13 protein-coding genes and 2 pseudogenes are annotated in these 15,753 nt (G+C 58.9%); 6 read left to right on the top strand and 9 right to left on the bottom strand.

The window, feature by feature from the left end:
* Positions 1-42 precede the first annotated feature (42 nt).
* Positions 43-192: pseudogene (locus AWB65_RS30190) on the bottom strand (sigma factor-like helix-turn-helix DNA-binding protein); the annotation flags it as partial.
* A gap of 194 nt (positions 193-386) precedes the next feature.
* Here AWB65_RS30190 and AWB65_RS30185 point away from each other — a divergent pair.
* Positions 387-566 carry a hypothetical protein gene (locus AWB65_RS30185; protein WP_087670589.1) on the top strand — a complete coding sequence of 60 codons (180 nt, stop codon included), beginning with the start codon at positions 387-389 and terminating at the stop codon, positions 564-566.
* 169 nt (positions 567-735) lie between these two features.
* Here the strand turns inward: AWB65_RS30185 and AWB65_RS30180 are convergent, their stop codons facing one another.
* The 4 genes from AWB65_RS30180 to AWB65_RS37210 form a co-directional block, all read right to left on the bottom strand.
* Positions 736-966, bottom strand: coding sequence for a hypothetical protein (locus tag AWB65_RS30180; RefSeq protein WP_087670588.1), 231 nt, complete (start codon positions 964-966; stop codon positions 736-738).
* A gap of 156 nt (positions 967-1,122) precedes the next feature.
* Complete coding sequence (locus tag AWB65_RS30175; RefSeq protein WP_087670587.1) at positions 1,123-2,463, bottom strand: ArsB/NhaD family transporter; 1,341 nt, start codon at positions 2,461-2,463, stop codon at positions 1,123-1,125.
* Positions 2,464-2,478: 15 nt separating this feature from the next.
* Positions 2,479-2,727 carry a hypothetical protein gene (locus AWB65_RS37215; protein ID WP_235007857.1) on the bottom strand — a complete coding sequence of 83 codons (249 nt, stop codon included), beginning with the start codon at positions 2,725-2,727 and terminating at the stop codon, positions 2,479-2,481.
* 164 nt (positions 2,728-2,891) lie between these two features.
* Complete coding sequence (locus AWB65_RS37210) at positions 2,892-3,515, bottom strand: transporter substrate-binding domain-containing protein (RefSeq protein ID WP_235007856.1); 624 nt, start codon at positions 3,513-3,515, stop codon at positions 2,892-2,894.
* Between the two features lie 426 nt (positions 3,516-3,941).
* Between AWB65_RS37210 and AWB65_RS30165 the strand changes: the two genes are divergently transcribed.
* The 3 genes from AWB65_RS30165 to AWB65_RS37205 are packed head-to-tail and all read left to right on the top strand — an operon-like array spanning position 3,942 to position 7,625.
* Positions 3,942-5,234: an LssY C-terminal domain-containing protein gene (locus AWB65_RS30165; protein ID WP_087670586.1), complete on the top strand. Its 1,293-nt coding sequence runs from the start codon at positions 3,942-3,944 to the stop codon at positions 5,232-5,234.
* Positions 5,231-6,484, top strand: coding sequence for an LssY C-terminal domain-containing protein (locus tag AWB65_RS30160; RefSeq protein ID WP_087670585.1), 1,254 nt, complete (start codon positions 5,231-5,233; stop codon positions 6,482-6,484). Before AWB65_RS30165 ends, AWB65_RS30160 begins: the two co-directional genes overlap by 4 nt.
* Positions 6,471-7,625, top strand: a complete 1,155-nt coding sequence (locus tag AWB65_RS37205) for a lipase family protein (protein ID WP_235007855.1) — start codon at positions 6,471-6,473, stop codon at positions 7,623-7,625. The genes AWB65_RS30160 and AWB65_RS37205 overlap by 14 nt, the downstream gene beginning before the upstream one ends.
* Before the next feature lie 173 nt (positions 7,626-7,798).
* Here the strand turns inward: AWB65_RS37205 and AWB65_RS30150 are convergent, their stop codons facing one another.
* Both AWB65_RS30150 and AWB65_RS30145 read right to left on the bottom strand, forming a co-directional pair.
* Positions 7,799-8,368, bottom strand: a complete 570-nt coding sequence (locus AWB65_RS30150; protein WP_087670583.1) for a BPSL1445 family SYLF domain-containing lipoprotein — start codon at positions 8,366-8,368, stop codon at positions 7,799-7,801.
* Between the two features lie 102 nt (positions 8,369-8,470).
* Entirely contained in the window at positions 8,471-8,821 is a 351-nt protein-coding gene (locus tag AWB65_RS30145) for a hypothetical protein (protein ID WP_087670582.1), read from the bottom strand.
* Positions 8,822-9,982: 1,161 nt separating this feature from the next.
* On the opposite strand from AWB65_RS30145, the gene AWB65_RS30140 reads away from it, so the two are divergent.
* On the top strand, positions 9,983-10,570 hold the full coding sequence (locus tag AWB65_RS30140) for a hypothetical protein (protein WP_087670581.1): 588 nt from the start codon (positions 9,983-9,985) through the stop codon (positions 10,568-10,570).
* Between the two features lie 2,565 nt (positions 10,571-13,135).
* On the opposite strand, the gene AWB65_RS30135 is transcribed toward AWB65_RS30140, so the two are convergent.
* Positions 13,136-14,155: an IS110 family RNA-guided transposase gene (locus AWB65_RS30135; protein ID WP_087670580.1), complete on the bottom strand. Its 1,020-nt coding sequence runs from the start codon at positions 14,153-14,155 to the stop codon at positions 13,136-13,138.
* A gap of 138 nt (positions 14,156-14,293) precedes the next feature.
* A pseudogene (locus tag AWB65_RS30130) lies at positions 14,294-14,731 on the bottom strand (transposase); the annotation flags it as partial.
* Between the two features lie 377 nt (positions 14,732-15,108).
* On the opposite strand from AWB65_RS30130, the gene AWB65_RS30125 reads away from it, so the two are divergent.
* Positions 15,109-15,672, top strand: a complete 564-nt coding sequence (locus AWB65_RS30125; RefSeq protein ID WP_087670578.1) for a YSC84-related protein — start codon at positions 15,109-15,111, stop codon at positions 15,670-15,672.
* Positions 15,673-15,753 lie beyond the last annotated feature (81 nt).

Raw genomic sequence — 15,753 nt, 5'->3', positions numbered from 1 at the left:
TGTCTCCGTCAATCTGAACGCGCCCATCATGCATCGAGAAATTCAGTACTGTGAAACGGCCGTGCCGAGTCGCTTACGCTTATCCGCGCGGCTCGGATGCATCAGTTTTCGCATTGCCTTGCTCTCGATTTGGCGAATCCGTTCGCGGGTCACGTCGAACTGTTTTCCCAGTTCGTCGAGCGTGCAGTCGGACGCGGCTCGTTCGTGACAATCTGGGCCATGCCTCACTGACCACGACCAGTCTGTACCTGCATATCGACGACGACCGTCGGCATCGGGAAACGGAAGACAAGCACCGTATCGATTGGTAGCAAAGCACCGGGTCGCGTTCTATGCCGCAGGCCAGAGTTCGAGCACTCGCCTTTCTTAATCTGCACAATTGAACCATGGCAGCCGCAGCGGCAGCGGCAGCGGCAGCGGCAGCACCCAGCATCCTCGATTGCCAAGATGTCGCGTTCGACCTCGTGCGTGCGAGCGGCTCAGTCGAATGCTTGATCACCCTCGAAGCACTCGAATCGTATTTCTGGGATGAACCGGACGCAAACGACGCCCGCATTTTCAGTTGATTCAGCGCTGGCTACCGGCGATGCGCCGCCCGCCTCTTGACGGGCCCCGCCCATTTGTCGGTCTGAGCCGTCACCGACGTAGCCGGACCGGTAACGACTTGCTTAACCTCCAACCGGAACCGCGTTCGCCGATGTACAGCCAGCTCTGTTGCCTCTTGAGCTGCCACGCTCAATTGCCTTTCTTGCACGCGGTCGGGATCCAGGACTGCGTCCGTCCCTTCGCGATCGCGACGAGCGTGACTTGCCGGCACACCTGATCGCCCGTCTTGTGGGTACTGGTCGGCGTGACGGTCCCTTTGATGGCTACGGAGTTCGCCATTCCGTTGTTATTCCAGTCGAGCAACTCGACGTCCTTCTTCGTTTCAAGAGCCTTTTGCGCCGGGTGAATCGCAGCGTCCACGCGCGCTGGGTCTCAAAACCGCGAGCGATCGCATGCAGCCATACCTGCCGTGCGGTCTTGAATGTCGGAACGAAGCCCTTTGTGTCGGGGCGCAGCCTCGATCGTCGCAAGTTTGCCCTGACGTTCCAGCCCTCCATGACCGCGGTAGCCTGAGGCTCAATGAAGGAATCGCGCGAGCACGAGCACGTAAGCCGCTGTGGCCACGAGTTGGACGATTGTGACAGGCAGTCCGTAGCGCAGGAATCTGACGAACGTGAGCGGCTTGCCATGCCGGGCGCAAATCCCGGCTGCGACGATATTGGCAGACGCGCCGATCAGCGTAGCGTTGCCGCCGAGCGTCGCGCCGTACATCATGGCTATGAATACCGGGATGACCGCCGGGGGCCACTGCGTGAACTCGTCGGAAAGCGCCGAATCGGGAACGAACTCGGCTGCCACCAGGTAGCCCTTGACCATCACGATGGATGCCGCCGCGACCGGCACGTTCGCCAGCAGCGACGAGAGCAGGCCGATTCCCGCAATCATGGCCAGTGCGACCAGCGACAGCCGGGTTCCAAACAACTCGTAGAGCCTGAGCGACATCAGCTGGAGCAGTCCCGTCTTGCTCATTGCCTGGACCAGACAGAATATGGATGCCAGGAACACCAGCGTTTTCCAGTCGACGTCGCTCAGCACGCGATCGGTCGGTTCGACCTTGAACGCGTAGGCGACCAACAACGCCAGCGCACTGGCGATCACCGCAACGGCCGGCGGAACGATCCGCGTCGGCAGATTTTCCCCGAATACAAACAGCGCCATCATGATCGCCAGCACGGCGAGCGTGAGGCCCGCGTAAACGGGTCGTTTGAGCCGGGTGCCCGGGGCGCGCGCCGGCAAGGGCCGCCGCGCATGCCAGATGTCACGCGCCAGCAGCGGCAGCAACGGCAACATCACGACCAGCGCGATAAGCCCGCCGAGACTCGCCCGCTTCAGATACTCCCCGAACGTCATGCCTATCGAATTTCCCACCAGGAACGTCGCCGGGTCCCCGACGAGCGTCAGAAGTCCAGCCGCGTTGCTGACAATTGCGGTCAGCACCATCGGCGCGACGATGTCGATATCGAGCGCAACCGCCACGCGGATAATGATCGGCGCGAGGAGGATGACCGTGGTCGCATTGGGGAGCAGAGCGCACAACGGCGCGACGATCGCGATCAGCAGCAAGAGAAAGCGCTTGCCGCTACCTCCGGTAGCGCGCAGATACTTGTCGCCAATCACCTCGAACAGGCCCGTGGTCGAGAGGATCCGCGCGACCACCATGCCGCCGAACAACAGACTGATCGGCCCCGCCGAGATGCGGGCGGCGGCGAGAAGATCCTCCTCGCTAAGAATTCGAAGTGCAATCAAGGCGCTCATGCCCAAGAGTGCCGCCACGGCCATGTCGATCACGTCGAAAGCGATCACTAGAATGACCGCCGCGAATACGCCAACCACGATGTAGATTTGCAGCTCACTCATGACGCCCCTTGTGACCTAGCGCATCGGCGGCGCATACATCAGGCCGCCATGCGTCCACAGCCCGTTGATCCCTCGCTCCAGATCGAGGGGACTCTGCGCACCGAGATTCCGGTCGAACATCTCGCCATAGTTGCCGACGCTTTCGAGCGCCCGTAGCGTCCAGCCCGGCTCGACGCCAAGCGTGCGCGTGATCGTGTTGTCAGGGACGAGCGCGCCTTCGACGAGAGGATCGCGGATCCGCGTCCGGTAGTTCTCGCGGGTCACCCCAAGTTCTTCCGCCGCAATAAATGTGAAAAGCACCCAGCGCACGAGAGTCAGCCACCGGTTGTCATCGCCCCGAACGACTGGTCCAAGCGGCTCCTTAGAGATACTCTCAGAAAGGATCGTGTAAGCCGATGGCCCGTCAGGAGCTTGCGCCCGCAGCGCACTCAGATGGACGAATCCGCCGTATATGCGCTGCACCTGCCCGCGAAAAACGCGCGGCTCAACTCGATCGCCGAATCCATCACGAGCGGCTTGAGGTCCAATGAATTCGCCTGAGAGTACGCGCGAAGATGATCCTCGGTGGATGTATCCTTCTGGACGCATACGGTCTCCCCCTTGAGCGACGCAATCGATCGTTTGCCGCCTTGCGTACGCACCATCAGCGCCTGAGCGTCGTAGAACAACACGCCGGCGAACTGGAGCTGAAGCGCGCCTTCGCGAAGCAGTGTCCAGGTCGTATTGCGGGCAAGCAGATCGACCGCGCCCATCTGAAGCGCAGCGAAGCGTGCCGACGCCTTTAGTGGGACAAATACAACCTTGTTGGAATCGTGCAGCACAGCTGCGGCGAGCGCACGGCAGAAGTCCACGTCCATTCCCGACCAATGCCCAGTCGCGTCCCGGACGGAGAACCCGGCAAACCCTTCGCTAACCCCGCAGCGCAGGAAGCCGCGCGATCTAGCCTGAGCCAGGGTGTCTCCCCGCGCCGCTTGAGCCGTCAGATCGACAACCATGAGCAGCGCCAAACACAGCAACAGCAGGCGAATGATGATGCGGCAAATGAGAGCCATGGATGCAAACCGGACCTCAGCAGAATTGATGCTTCTGATCCAGCCAGGGGACTGGCCGTCTAATGTCGTGACAATCGGTATTCGCGCCTCAGGTACGTACAATGCCGAGGCGTTCTTGTCGTGGAGGGGAATGCCGGTCGGTAGCGTTTCTCCGCATCGAACCAAGGCAATTCATCCACAGTCGACGCGCGATATCACGCAAAAATGAATGTCATCTTGACAGTTATAGGCGATCTCCATAACGCAACAAAGGATTACAAACTGGACGCTGCGCGTGGAGAGCACTGCTGCCGTCCACTGCCCTCGGTCCGATCGGTCGGTCAAACATCGACGGTAATTCCGGACTCTCGACCTATACTTCAACGATGCCTGTGAAGAACGATCTAAGGACTTCGGCGCCCGCCCTTGCAGAAAGGAGGTTAGTCGATGAACGGCATGGTCAACCGACTGCTGGTCGCACTTGTCATCGCTTTCGTCTTGTCGAGTTGCGCCTCAACGCCGCCGCCCGCGGGCGCACTTACCTATAAGAGCCGGGCCGTGACACGCACTGAAGGCGGCCTGCGAGTCTCGGCGGCAGTCCTATCGGCTGAAGAAAGCGCGGCGACTTATGGTGTAGCGCTCGCAAAGAAGTCCATTCAGCCCGTCTGGATCGAGGTTTCGAACAACGAAACCCTTAGCTATTTCCTAATGTCACCGGGTGTCGACCCAAATTTCTTCCCCGCTTCGGAAGCGGCCGAGGCGTTTACGACCGCCGATTCGCCTGCCGGGAAGGAGGAACTCGACCAGCGCTTCCGCCGACTTGCCTTCCGGAACCCCATCCTGCCCGGCCAGACCAACTCGGGATTCGTGCTCACCCACCTCGACGAAGGCGCGAAGCTTGTCCAGCTGGACCTTGTTGCGAGCGCACAAGCAAGGACATTCTCAATCCTCATCGTCGTGCCGGGCTTCTATGCCGATTACCACGTCAGCGAAGTCTTTCGCCGCGATATGTATCCGCCGCAAGAAATCGTGGACTATACGGATGACGACGCTTTTCGCTCGGCTCTCGAAGCCCTTCCTTGCTGCGCAACGAACCAAGACGGTTCGAGCAATGGAGATCCGCTCAACCTGGTCCTTGTGGGCGGCCTCGACGACGCCTTTCCCGCACTGGTGCGCCGCGGCTGGAGCCCGACCGAGCAAAAGTGGTCTGGCGCGATCATGCGGATGGTCACCTCCGCGCTTTCTGGCGATCGTTATGTCAATGCGCCAGTAAGCGACCTTTATCTGTTTGGACGAGCGCAGGACCTCGCGTTACAGAAGGCGCGTGACAACGTTCACCAGCGCAATCATCTGCGACTCTGGCTAAGTCCGATTCGATATCGCGGTAAGGCCGTGTGGGTGGGCCAGATCAGCCGGGATATCGGCACCCGTCTCACGATTCACTCGCCGACGTTCACAACGCACAAGATCGACCCGGACGTGGACGAAGCGCGCAGGGCACTCGCGGAGGATATGGCCTATTCCCAGAACCTGACAAAGATCGGATTTGTAAAAGGAGTGGGCCCAGCCCCGCAAACCGCACCGAGTCAGAACCTCACCACCGACCCGTACTACACCGATGGGTATCGACAGGTCCTCGTATTCGACCGCAATCCCACCTCGCTTTCAGAGATTGAAATTCTCCCGTGGGAGATGAGCGCGAAAGCCAGGAGCGATCCGCCTTCGGAAGCGAAACAATGAGTACGTCGCCATTGTCGCTACGTGCACTGAGAAACGCGGCCGGCAGCGCTACAGTCCTTCTCCTTTTGGCAGGCTGTGCGAGATGGACCGCTCCAACGGACCTCGACGATGCGCCGCTGCGTGAGCGTGCCGTGAGCGCGACCAAACTGAACGTGCATGTGCGAGCGGCCGTGCTGTCATCCCACGACAGCGAACGCATGTTCGGCGCCGACCTCAACAAGACCAACGTACAGCCGCTATGGATCGAAGTTCAGAACCGGACCTCGCAACCGCTATGGCTGCTGCAGTCGGGAACCGATCCCGACTACTTCTCGCCCCTCGAAGTCGCGTGGTCCATGCACACGCTGCTCGGAGGCGCGACGAATGCGAGCATCGACGATCACTTCAACATGCTCGGGTTTAAGAACCCGATTTTAGCGGGGGAAACGCGCACCGGGATTCTGTTCACCAACCCGGATCGAGATCCCAAGCTCGTCAATGTCGACCTGTTCGGAAGCAGGACGCTGGTTCCCTTCTCCCTTTTCGTGCGCGTGCCGGATGACGTGTTCGATACTCGCCTCGCGCTGACGCTGTTTCAGTATCCCGATGCAGAAATCGCTCACTGCCACGACCTCGCGTCGCTGCGTGCCGCGCTCGAGCGGCTGCCATGTTGCGCCAGCGATCAGCACGCCACGACCGGCGCGGATCCGCTGAATGTCATTGCCATCGGCAATCTGGGAGACATAGGTGCGGCGCTGGTGCGACGCAGCTTTCGCCGCACCCTGCGCGAGGACGATCTGAACCAATGGGTCTTCGGACGCAGGCCGGACGTCGTCCTGCGCAAGGAGGCGCAAGCGAGCGCATCTGCTACCTCCATACGCGCGTGGCTCACGCCCATTCGCTTCAACGGCGCCCTCGTGTACGTCGCCCAGGTCGGACGGCCGGTCGGCGGCCGCTTTGCGCGCGGCGGCACTGGAGGGGACGTGCTACACGAGGATGTCGACGAGGCGAGGAATTTCCTCGTTCAGGACATGATGTACTCGGGCGGTCTGGAGAAGCTCGGATTCGTGAACGGGGGCGCTTCGGCGTCGCAGACAGGTCCCCGCACTACACTAAACGGTGCGACTTACCATACCGACGGATTGCGCGCGGTGATGTTTTTTGCAACGCGGCCGCTCAACTTTACAAATGTCGAAATTCTGGACTGGGTACCTTACCTCGAGCAACGCGAGTCCGCCGTACGCAAGGAGAACGGCGATGCAGGAAAGTAACCCCGTCGCCGGATTACGCGACAGGCTCGGGGCCCGACAGGCTCGTCACCGAGGTGCGTTGTGGCGTGGCGGAGCCGGAGTCGCTGCCGCGGTAACCTGTCTTGCGCTTGCGGCATGTGCAACGAAGCCGCTCATCCCTTACTCCGCGGACACGCCGCCGCTTGCCCTCGTTGCAGCATCCCAGGCAGGCATCCAGGACAAACGGGCGCGATTCCGCGAGATCTACTGTGCGGTCCTTCAAACACACGGCGCCGCGCTTGACGACTACCGTGCTTGCGAAGACGCGCTGACGCGAGTCGGTGTCGAGCCTGCGGGCACCGGCGTGCCTGTCGATCTGGGGCAATCTCGGCGACACCTCATCGCGGTAGTGGTGCCCGGCGTCGGGTACGACTGCTTCAAGCCCTGGCTTAGTTCGCCCGGCACCGTCGTGAAGCACCTGCGGCAATTCGGCTACGACGCGATCATGCTCGATGTCGACGGGTTGTCGAGCTCGGCGAACAATGCACGCCAGATTCGCGATGCCATCTTGGCCATGCCACTGCCGGCCGGAGCGCCGCAGCTCGTGCTAATTGGTTACTCAAAAGGTGCACCGGACATCCTGGAGGCGCTGGTCGCCTATCCGGAGATCCGAAGTCGCGTGGCAGCGATGGTAAGCGCGGCCGGAGCGGTCGGCGGATCGCCGCTTGCGAACGACGCCGAGCAGTTCCAGGCGGACATGCTGCGACACTTTCCGGGCGCGAGCTGCACCTCGGGAGACGGTGGCGCCGTGCAAAGCCTGCGGCCGGCAACACGCAGGGCGTGGATGGCTCATCACGCGCTCCCTCCCGGCCTTCGCTACTACTCGCTCGTGACGTTCCCCGAACCGGATCGCATTTCTTCCATACTGAGATCGAGCTACGAGAAACTCTCGCGCGTCGATGCACGCAACGACAGTCAGGTGATCTTCTACGATCAGGTCGTGCCCGGGAGCACGCTCCTCGGTTACGTCAACGCCGATCACTGGGCACTCGCCGTGCCGATTGCCCGAACGCACTCCGTCATCGGCTCGCTGTTCGTCACGCAGAATGCTTATCCCCGCGAGGCACTAATGGAAGCGACGTTGCGCTTTGTCGAGGAAGACGCGGAAATATTCGGGCAGTGAAACGAAATCCGCACGAAATAGCATTCTTGCGACTGGTCGCAGACGCCTTGTGGAGCAGGTACTGTGTCGTTGTCATGTTCGTTGTTCGCAGGCTGTCTATCAACGAGACGTCGCGGGCCTGCGAAACGCCCGCTCGGGAGACGCACTGCATCGCTACCGGCGGACCCGCGGCATCAGATATCGAGCTTGCTGACCTTGGTGCCTTCGAAGCTAAGATTGGCCATTAGACCGCTGTTCGTCAGCACAAACCCGACGATCGGAGAGTTTGTCGTTGCGGTGTCGAGTGCACCATTGGCGCCCGTCTTCGCGACCGCTACCGATCCATCCACGCCCGCTGTCCAGCCCTTGTCGCTCGTCCGGAATTTATCGAGCGCGTCCTGGGTCATGAACATCAGGATCACCGCCTTGGACTGGGCGCCGATCTGCAGGCCGAACGACGCGGTACTGGTCTTGTAATAGCCGATCGACGCGCCTCCCGCGCGAAGGGCGCCTTCACCATATTCGCCGCCGACCACGAGGCCCGCCGCGATCACCGACGGAAACACGAGAATGCCCTTGGCCTTGCTGCCCTGTTCCCGCGCGCCTGGAGTCGAACTGTAAAGCTTGTTGATGGCGGCATCGACGCCGGCATCGATTTCTTTGCGCTTGTTGGCCGCTTCTGTCGGATTCGAGGTCGTGCCGCAAGCGGCAAGCGAGCTGGCGAGGGCAATGGCGGTCAGCGAAACGAATGTGCGACGGTTCATGAGACTCTCCTCGGTTGATTGCTTCAGATAGGGCCTGAGGCTGCTGAGATTGCGGTCCTTACGGGTCGGGAAACCACGAACTGCCGCGGACCCACGCGCCGTTCAGAGGCATCCGCCAATACTGCCGCTCGCGCCGCTATCGGCCCCGCTTCCCGCGCGGAAGCCAACCCACGTCTTGTTGTTGCCCGTCCACGACGGCCGCACAACAGCGGCTGCGCCATTCGGAGGCTGCTGCCCCGGAACATAGACATCCATCGCCTGATTGTTCGCCACGATGACCTGGGATACCACCTGTCGTTGCGACTGATCCGCCCATTTCTGCGCGATGCACTGGGCAACAACGGCGGGAGCTTTTTGACTTTCTCCTACGGATTGCGCGTTCACTGGCATTGGCTGGTTCGCACAACCTGATATGGCAGCGGCGCCGACGAGGACGAGGGGTAGCACTTTCACGGTAACACCTCCAGCTGGGTTAACATTCTTATTCCCATTACCTTCTTCTACTGCTTGCAGGCACTTCCGACGACTTCATCGACGATGCCAAGCGGGCACGAGCTTTAGCCGACGTGTCTATGACAAGTCATGCATGGGTACCTGCGGTTCCTCAGCCTGTCATTTCATCCATCGCACATCCTCCAGTTGACGTATCGCCAGTCCAAGACGCCTCGAAGCCTCGCACGACGATGTCCTTTTCAAGCCGTCTTTAGAAGAGGACGTCCGTTGACGCATGCCAAGCGTGCTCTCCGGTACCCCTGTTCACGACGTGTCGCGACTGAATCGACAACTATGATCAGCGTAAAGACAAACAGCAGGCGAATGGTGATGCGCGAATGAGCGAATGAATGGAAACGGCCATCAGCAAGATGTCGCTTCGGATCCAGCCTTAGGCTGGACGTCCGGTGCCCTGTCAAACCGTTTGCGTCTAGTGTATTCGCAACGCCAGGCGTCTTGACCTAGACAACCATGCCTGTAGGTAGCGTTTAATCTGCATCGCAAAATGCCGTCGAATTGGCAGCTCATGCTGCGATGCCGTGCAAAAATGGAGTTCCGTGTTGACTGTTATAGACGATCTCCATCACGCTACAAGGATTGTTCACCGAATCCAACGTATAGCGAGCCGCGCAATCGTCACTTTGCCTTGGTTAGATCGAGCGCGATATCCGACGACTTGATGCTCGTATCCCGCGGCGATCGCTTTGATGTTTCACATCAGATAGTAACGATCTGTGAGGCAAAACCTTGCCATTGTCACAAAGCGTGAATGAGTTCGATGCCTCGCATTGCCTTAAGCGTTCTTTGGCTACATCGGAGACCGCAAGACGGGCCGAATGATCAAACGGATGAACGGTTGATTTAAATCGGGCTGATCCACGCTCGATTCAACAAATGAACAATCCTTTCATACAGGCGTGTCTCTGCCTAGAATATGTAAATCAGTTTTGCGATCCTTGGCGGCGCTGGTAACTTGGCGAGCGCACGCTTACCGTAACGATTACCATCTTCTCAAAGCAACGATCACCACCGGCTTAGCAATGTTCGCTTAACACGATTAGGCACACGTAGTGCCCGAGTGCCAGTTGCCAGGTCCAAAGCGTCTTTCAAGGAAAAATTAAGATGAAAACCACGAAAGTCATGACCATTGTCGCCGTTGCATTCCTTGCACAGATCGCGCTGGCTCAGCCGCAGACCAACGTGGAAGTCACGAAGGGACCGGACCAGACCACCGTCAAGGGTCTCACCAGGATGACGGCGACGGTGGTAGGAATCGATAAGACCACGCGTACCGTCACGCTCAAGACGCACGAAGGTAAGGTCGTCGAGCTGGAGGTCACAAGCGAGGCGCGCAACTTCGACCAGCTGGCTTTGGGCGATACAGTCACGGTGGCGTACAGCGAGGCACTTACAGTCAGCCTCATGAAGAAAAAAGGGGAAGTCTCTCTTACCGAACGCGGCACGGAGCAGCGCTCCGCACCAGGCGCCAAGCCTGGAGGCACGCTCGGGCGAGAAGTGACGGTCATCGCGGACGTGGTCGCAGTGAACCACAAGGCGAAGACAGTCACGCTCAAGGGTCCCAAGGGCAATACGGTCGAACTGAAGGTGGAGGACCCGGAGCGCCTCAAGCGCCTTCACAGGGGCGATCAAGTCGAAGCCGTCTACACGGAAGCTCTGGCGATATCGGTGGAACCTGCTGCCAAGAAATGAAGCGACGCATTATCGTGCGTCGCTACGGCACTTGCGAAAGCACGACTTGCACTTCTGATGCGCGGCGTGATTGATGGCGTCATTCTTGAAGCCGGCGATTGCGCGTACCCGGCGACGCCCGATGCTGCCGCCACCGCAACGGCTCCCTTTCTCCCCTACACTTGCGCTCGTCCCGGCGTCCCACGCGGCCTGCCCATCCTCAAGTCGAGCTACGAGAAGCTCTCGCGTGGGCCAGCAGGCCAGACCGGCCTGCGCAAACGGGCCGTACTAAGCGTACTGCCCAAACCTGCCAGCCAACATCGCAACAACGTTTGCATTCCAGAAGGTGTCCGCATAAGACCTTCCTTAGCTTGATAAGGGAGGTTAAGGGGCACAATCGATGTACGAATTATGCGCACCGTTCGAAATAGCATCACGTTATATTTCGCACATCCACTCATACGTGTTCATAGACACACATGTCGGCACACGCGCTCGGGCGACCAAAGTACCACGGTATATCACCGAGGGCCCTCTTTTTGAAGGCGGTAAAGCTTCAGTGCTATTTTTGTTGTTCGACCTGTGCGTGGGTGGTCTGGGAAATTCGCGGCAAAAAAAAGCCCGCCAAAGGGCAACTAGACGGGCATCAAGTCCAAAACGATTACAAAGCGCGCCCCGTCATGCTGGGCGGGAACGCATTTCTAGTATAGGAGGCTGCGGGTACAAAAGAAAGCTGGGGCTCAGAGGCGATCCGTTCAGCCCACAGGCCCCGTGTTAGCTAAGGCAGGCATGCATTGCCCCTTCCAACTGACGCCAGGATGTTTCGAAAGGGTGCTCCCGCCGATCGCCCTTTATTAGTGAACGCGCTCTTGCGCCAGTTGATTCAGAGCAGCGCCGTCACAACGTCCATCGCAAAATAGATTCTTTTCGCCGATTACTGGTCGGTTCATACCTCGGGCACGCCAAGGTCACGGATTGGATATCCGGATAACTGCATAGTGTTGCTTTAAGCCATGACATACGCACTTCCTTTGGGTGATCCACAAGAGGACATTTCCACGAGCGCTTTTAAAACGACTTCGACACTATTGGGACAGAGCGCGGTCGCCTTTGCTCGCGAGACCGCGCCGATACGGGTGCGATCGAACCCGGCGTTGCGCCGATAAATCGAAACGTCCCCTGGACTGTTGTGAGTTAATTCTGCTGCAGGTCTGCATGCGAGACAGCGTTCATACCGCTTTTATATTTAGTCGGATACTGCGGAATGTAAACCAACGATGTGGGCCGGCGAGGGAGCGCTCGGGGGCCAAATGAGCGAGACTCCGTAAAGATCGCTTTGACGGAATTTATAACCTGCCTCCGTATGTCTGGCCTGAAGTCGCCATTGGGCTCGTGGATCCAATATCTCACCAACTTCTATCCGCTGGCGGGTCGCCAGCTTTACCTTAAGGGTCCGCGCCTTCGTGGCTTTTGAACTGCTGTGGGGGTGGTGCCTTCGTCGAGAACTCGGGTCTTATCTGCGGGACCGTGGTTGGGCCTTCGCTGGATCCGGGAGTAGAGGCTGGCACAATCGCCTCCGGCGGGGTGGGCGCTAGCGCCGCGTTCACAAGACATCCAGTTGACGTGAGGAAAATCACGGCTGACAACACAAAGCCCATGGAGTTTGCCTCCCCGTTGCCGGCTGCCTGAGCCGACGAGCGGGCCAGTTCGCTTTCTGATTTTTAAATCTTAGACCAAATTGGGATTGAACAACGCAAACCAACCGCAGCCGCGTCCTGGCAGGCTCACAACATCATTGACAAGCTCTTCCGGCAAGATGACGACCGTCGATCGAATTTATGGGCGTGAGGCTTGCGGGCTGGCGGCGTCGGGTTATCACCATGCGGCAAGCGTGACGACATATCGTCCCGTACAAGTCCTTGCTGTGGAGCACCAAACGATCAGGTAGCCGTATCACGCGGCCTTAAGACATCAAACCATCGACGCTGCGGGAAGACTCGGATGCCGAAGTGGACTTCGCGTTGTGGGGCGCACCGTGTATCCGGCTTCGTTTGTCGAGCCGGGTCGATTCAGTGTAGTACGCGCAGTGCAGGGTCGCCGCGATCTACGTGCACTCCTACAACCCGATTATCGTGAGCCTTCAATTACGACGCCGGGCAGAGAGTGTGGGGAGAGAAGCGCCCAACTTAGCGTGGTCCAGCGGGCATGTTCGAGGGCATTAGCGCGGCGTAGTCGTCGACCGTTCGCGCGAGAGGAATTCGCTGGCAACAGCCAGTTGAAGAGTTGAAGTACCGATATCGGCGGTTGTCAACGTAGTTTATATGAACGCCCCCGATGCGCCAGGTCTTCTTGTGCTCTGATTTGACAGGATAGGTTGCAGCTTTATATCCGGCCTGTTTGCAGCCTCATACGCTGCGGGCCCCGATGAAATCCGCTGACTCGCTCCTCATTTGTCGCACGAGCTTGACGCTCGAACTACGTTTCAGGTTTAGCGAATCCCGGTCCAACCTGTCGGTCATCACACTCGATTGCCAACGCAACCTTTCGACGTCATCCTGTAGTCGTTAGTTACCAGTTCACTCAGATTCAAGCCGCTCGCGCACTAACGTGATCGGTCCTGTATGGGCTGTCGTGCGCGAGCACTGCCCAGATCGTTCGTGCCATCTTGTTGGCCAATGCTACGGTTACCACGTTTGGCGGCCGTCGCTTCTGCATCTGCTCGGCCCACGTTCCAGCGTGCTTCGCGTGAAAGAGCACGCTGCGTGCTCCGTGGATCAGCAACGTCCGCACATACGTGTCACCGCGCCGGCTGATACCCAATAGCTGGATTTTCCCGCCAGTGCCGATCTGCTTTGGTACGAGACCGAGCCACGCGGCAAACTCCCGTCCTGATCTGAACGCCTTCGCGTCACCCATCGTGGCAACAGTGGCCGTCGCCGTCAGCAGACCAACTCCGGGAATCGCGGCGATTGCCTTGCATGCCTTGTCCTCTTTCATCCATGCGTGCAAACGTCGCTCAATATCGGCGATCTGTTTGTCGAGTCGATCAAGGTCATTCCAGAGTTCGCGTAACGAGTCGATCAGCATCGCCGGTAGACGCTCGGCCAGCTTCGCCAGAACCCCGGGAATCGCTTTATCCAGCGCAGCGCGACTCTTGGCCATCACCTCGCCGTATTCTGTTAGCAAGCCCCGTAGACTGTTCATCTGCATCGTGCGGAACTTGATCTTCTGTTGCCGCAACCGATGCAGCGCCAATACAGCCTGCTGGGCTTCGGTCTTGACAGCGACGGGCTTGCTCGGCATCTGCGTGGCCATCCAGATCGCGCGAGCATCGGCAGGATCGTTCTTGTTGCCGATATTGAAAGCCTTGACGAACTTCGCCGGCATTAGCTTGACCTGATGGCCCATCTCAATCAATCGCCTTGCCCAATGCTGCGCACCACCGCAGGCCTCCATTCCGATGAGGCAAGGCTCGCGATTCGCAAAATGTTCGAGGAATGCGGCGCGCTTCAGTTGTTTGTTCATAATCTCGCCCGTGCCGGCATCCACCCAGTGAAGCTGGAAGACGTTCTTTGCGATGTCCACCCCGACCGTCGTATACTTCATTTCGGACCTCCGGTTAGCCTGTGAAGACCTCAATGATCTTCCATTTGGGCACTTTGATGCCGTCGGCCCGTGAGGGTCCGACTCTTCGGCGTCACCCACGTGGTAGGTGGGGGCGTTCATTCCATTTGTCGCGTCACTTCAAGCAACCTGCTTTAGTTCTTCGGGCTGCATGCGCTCCGGATTGAGCCAGACTTCGTCCGTCAATTCCCAATCGCGCGTCGATTGCGACCAACGCCGTGGATTGCGCTGCCTGGCCTCTGCATAGACGGCTTCACGTTGCGCGAGCACTGCGGCGGCTACGCCGTTCTGGCGCTGCGCCGGCGTGACGAATTTCAGGCCGCTGTGTTTGTGCTCATGGTTGTACCAACGCGCGAACTGCTGGGTCCAGGCCCGCGCTTCATTAATGCTGCCGAACGGCCTGCGCGAGTAATCGGGCCGGTACTTGCAGGTGCGGAACAACGACTCCGCGAACGGGTTGTCGTTACTCACTCGCGGCCTCCTGAATGAGGCCACGATCCCCAGGTTTTCCAGGGTCGCGAGCATCGTCGCGCCCTTCATCGGGCTGCCGTTATCGGATAGGGCTCAAATCGAGCTCTCGGCGTGCGTGCCCAAATTGCCGCTGAATGCGATATCGACCCGATCAAGGCGTGGCTTGCACGTTAAGTCAACAGCCCCTCCACCTTCAGCAGCCGTCGCAAGGAAGCTGAGCGGCTGCTCTGGTGGGCGGGCATCAAGCTGCGCAACCACCCTCACGCCCGCTGAGCGATTTCATTAATCTGTTGCATCAATCGGTTGAATCGCAAAGGACTACGGTCGTTGCCAAGTGCGCACGGATCGCTACACGCCGGAACGATCCTGCAAAGTATTTTTGCTGCCGCTGGCATGATCGACAATAATGGGTGAGAGTATGTCACGGCAGTGCTAGCACGCGATCAATCCATGGAGAACATATCATGCTCAAACGTCTGATATTGACGCTTACGGTCCTGCTGATGTTGCCTATTTCTGCTGCTCGGGCCGACGAGTATACGGACACCCTCAACCTATTCAAGAGCGCGGGAGAAAGCGGCAGTCTTTTACATAGTGCATATGGTTACGCTGTGTTTCCGAAGATTGGCAAGGGAGGGGTTGGTATAGGCGGTGCCCATGGGAAGGGTCGCGTCTATGAGAAAGGGAAACGTATCGGCGATACATCGATGACGCAGGTAACCGTGGGTTTCCAACTTGGCGGCCAAGTGTACAGTGAACTCATCTTGTTCAAGGATGAACGAGCCCTCAAAGAATTCACCAATGGTAACTTCGAGTTCAGCGCAGATGCCAATGCAATCGCGATCACTGCTGCGGCTGGGGCACAGGCAGGCACGACGGGCACGTCTACTAACGTAAGTGGCGGCAAGAAAGATGCCAAGACAACAGGCGCCTATCGAAAAGGCATCGCTGTGTTTACAGTGGCCAAGGGTGGGCTGATGTACGAGGCAAGCGTTGGCGGCCAGAAGTTTTCCTATACGCCTCGTTGATTTTCGCCGAGTGTTAAATGTAGACCGTCGACGGCCGAAACTCGCGCGAAATAGATGCATGGGTGTCCGGCGAAGCGAAAG

The sequence above is a fragment of the Caballeronia humi genome, assembly GCF_001544475.1.
GTDB classification, from domain to species: domain Bacteria; phylum Pseudomonadota; class Gammaproteobacteria; order Burkholderiales; family Burkholderiaceae; genus Caballeronia; species Caballeronia humi.
The sequence above is the reverse complement of the archived record's forward strand: the minus strand, read 5'-3'. Positions and strand labels throughout refer to the sequence as shown.